Source organism: bacterium, assembly GCA_008933615.1.
GTDB lineage: Bacteria > CLD3 > CLD3 > SB21 > SB21 > SB21.
Genome location: WBUR01000092.1, coordinates 1 through 2,107, shown reverse-complemented (window position 1 = coordinate 2,107; position 2,107 = coordinate 1). Strand labels below are relative to the sequence as shown.

Sequence of the window (2,107 nt, the reverse complement as noted above, 5' to 3'; positions counted from 1 at the left end):
CAAGGCCTTCGCGAAAGGCAGCGATATCGTCTTCGCGAAAGATCAGTATAACCCGAGCACGGCAGAAGGCCGAGGCCTGATCGGCCATGAGCTGGCTCACGTAGCACAGAATGCGACGGGCGTGCATAGAGCGCCGAAGGAAAAAAACGATACACCGGATAACGCGATACCAGCCTCCTTTGCAATTGAATCAAGCGAAGAAAACATCCTGACAATTGGTGCCAAAGCAACCTTTACCCTGCGGCAGAAGACAGCGTGGATAGTGAGTCCGGACGACAAAACCTCGGTAAAATGGTTTATCAAAAATCAAGGGGAGCCTGAAAAAGAGCTGAAGCAAGTGGATTATCATCCATATGAGCGTCATCTATCTGCAACCGTTGAAGGAGTGCATCAGATTATCGCGAGAGTCTATCTCAATAATCAACTGAAGGAGGAAGTGGTATATCTACAAAGAGTCGTAAAGGGTGATCCTCGAATATTGAAAATGAGCATCACTGAAAAAATGCGTCTGGCTATGGAAAGATCTCAGGTTTGGGAAGAGATAAAGAATGAAGTCGGAGACCCTGTGCAGCTGATCGCTATGATGATAGCAACTATTGCGATTCTGACGTTGATAGCGGAAACTGGATTTGGGTTCGCCGCTGAGGTGTTAGCCGGAATTATAGCGGCACTGGCTCTAGGGGTCTCTGTAAAAGGTCTATTTAGCGGTATCGTAAACCTTGTTGAGTTCGCCCAAATTATCGGATACGCGGGTACCGAGCATGATATTGACAAGGCAAGCAGAAAATTCGCCGAAGGGGTTGCGAAAATCGGAGTACATGCCCTCTTCTTGCTTCTACTATATCTGGGCGTTAGAAAGAACTCCGCCCGCGTTAAGCTGCAACTGGAGGAGGCAAAAGTCAATGGGAAGCCCCATCCGGAATTAAAAACTAAAGCTGAGATCAAGGATGCGGAAGAAGTTAAAGACCTGCTACCGGAAGGGAAGAGGCCTGAGCAAGCAAAGAGGTCACCGGGGAAAGAACCCGATTTAGAGGCAAAGAAAGCGGAATACACAGAAAGTAGTTCGACAAGAATCGATAATAAGTCGACGCCTTACGAATCAGGCGGATACAGGTTTCGGAAAAGACTCTTCCCTCGAGGGTCCGGTAGCTCTGATGGCCCAATTCCAGATGACTATACTACGGTAAGTAGATGGATAAATGCTGATGAACTAAAGCTCTGGGTTGAGGGTGGTGCAACCAGGATACCGCCTGAAATCGGCGGAGCAAGTAACCGCGTTTATGTTACAGAGCTTGGAGCTCCGAAGCCAGGGGGGACTGGACCTATTCGGGTGGACTTCGCGGTGCCAAAAGGTTCACTTCAAACGGCGGGTGCAAAAAAGTGGTTTCAAATTTTCCAGCCTAAGGGGAGTGTGCCAATCTATAATGTAATCATCAACATACCGTAGGAAGGAATGTATGCGCAGCAAGAATGTTAAAATATCCACTCCATTTGGAATACTGATTCGTTTAAATGCTTTAATGAAATGCAATATCAAGCGAGACCACATATTAGCAATAATGGAAGTAGACAACCCTTTAGATGAAAATGAAAACTTGATTTCATTTGGTCCCCACTTCGGAGAAGAGGCCGCGGCAGAATTTACAAATCGATTGGAAAGAATTGGTCTGCGATATATAGATGACTACTTTGTCTTCAAAGAGGATATTCCTGAGTGGCTACTCTGTCTCGCTTATTATCATCCTCCTTCGGGAGGAGAAAAACTGTAGAACCTGGGCGCCTATATGAAGCAGCGACACCCTTATAATAAGAACGATCAACGATACCACCGATGCCCTTCCCTCTCTGCCAGCAGCAAGACTGACCTCTTACTCCCCCCTCTGCGTCCGCTGTGCCCTCTGCGGTTATCCTCTTGCTTTCGCCCGCCCCGATAAACTGTAAACCGGCACCGATACTGACCCACCCCCGGCAATTATCGTGACCCGGGGGCGGCACATTTTGTGACCCACCCCGGCAAAAATGATGACCCACCTTCCGGCAGGTTTTGTGATCCACTCATTTGCTACGTTAGCAGCTCTTCAATGCGAGGATCACATCCGTGGGACGG

The 2,107-nt window shown here is 48.1% G+C and carries 2 protein-coding genes; both read left to right on the top strand.

The genetic code is table 11. The annotated features are described in order from the left end of the window. On the top strand, nt 1-1,447 hold a 1,447-nt coding region (locus F9K33_16520; GenBank protein KAB2877343.1), incomplete at its 5' end, for a DUF4157 domain-containing protein. Between the two features lie 10 nt (nt 1,448-1,457). After that, nucleotides 1,458-1,769, top strand: a complete 312-nt coding sequence (locus F9K33_16515) for a hypothetical protein (protein ID KAB2877342.1) — start codon at nt 1,458-1,460, stop codon at nt 1,767-1,769. Nucleotides 1,770-2,107 lie beyond the last annotated feature (338 nt).

Coding starts and splice junctions, on each gene's coding strand:
- F9K33_16515 (KAB2877342.1), top strand. CDS start 1,458: ATGCGCAGCAAGAATGTTAAAATATCCACTCCATTTGGAATACTGATT.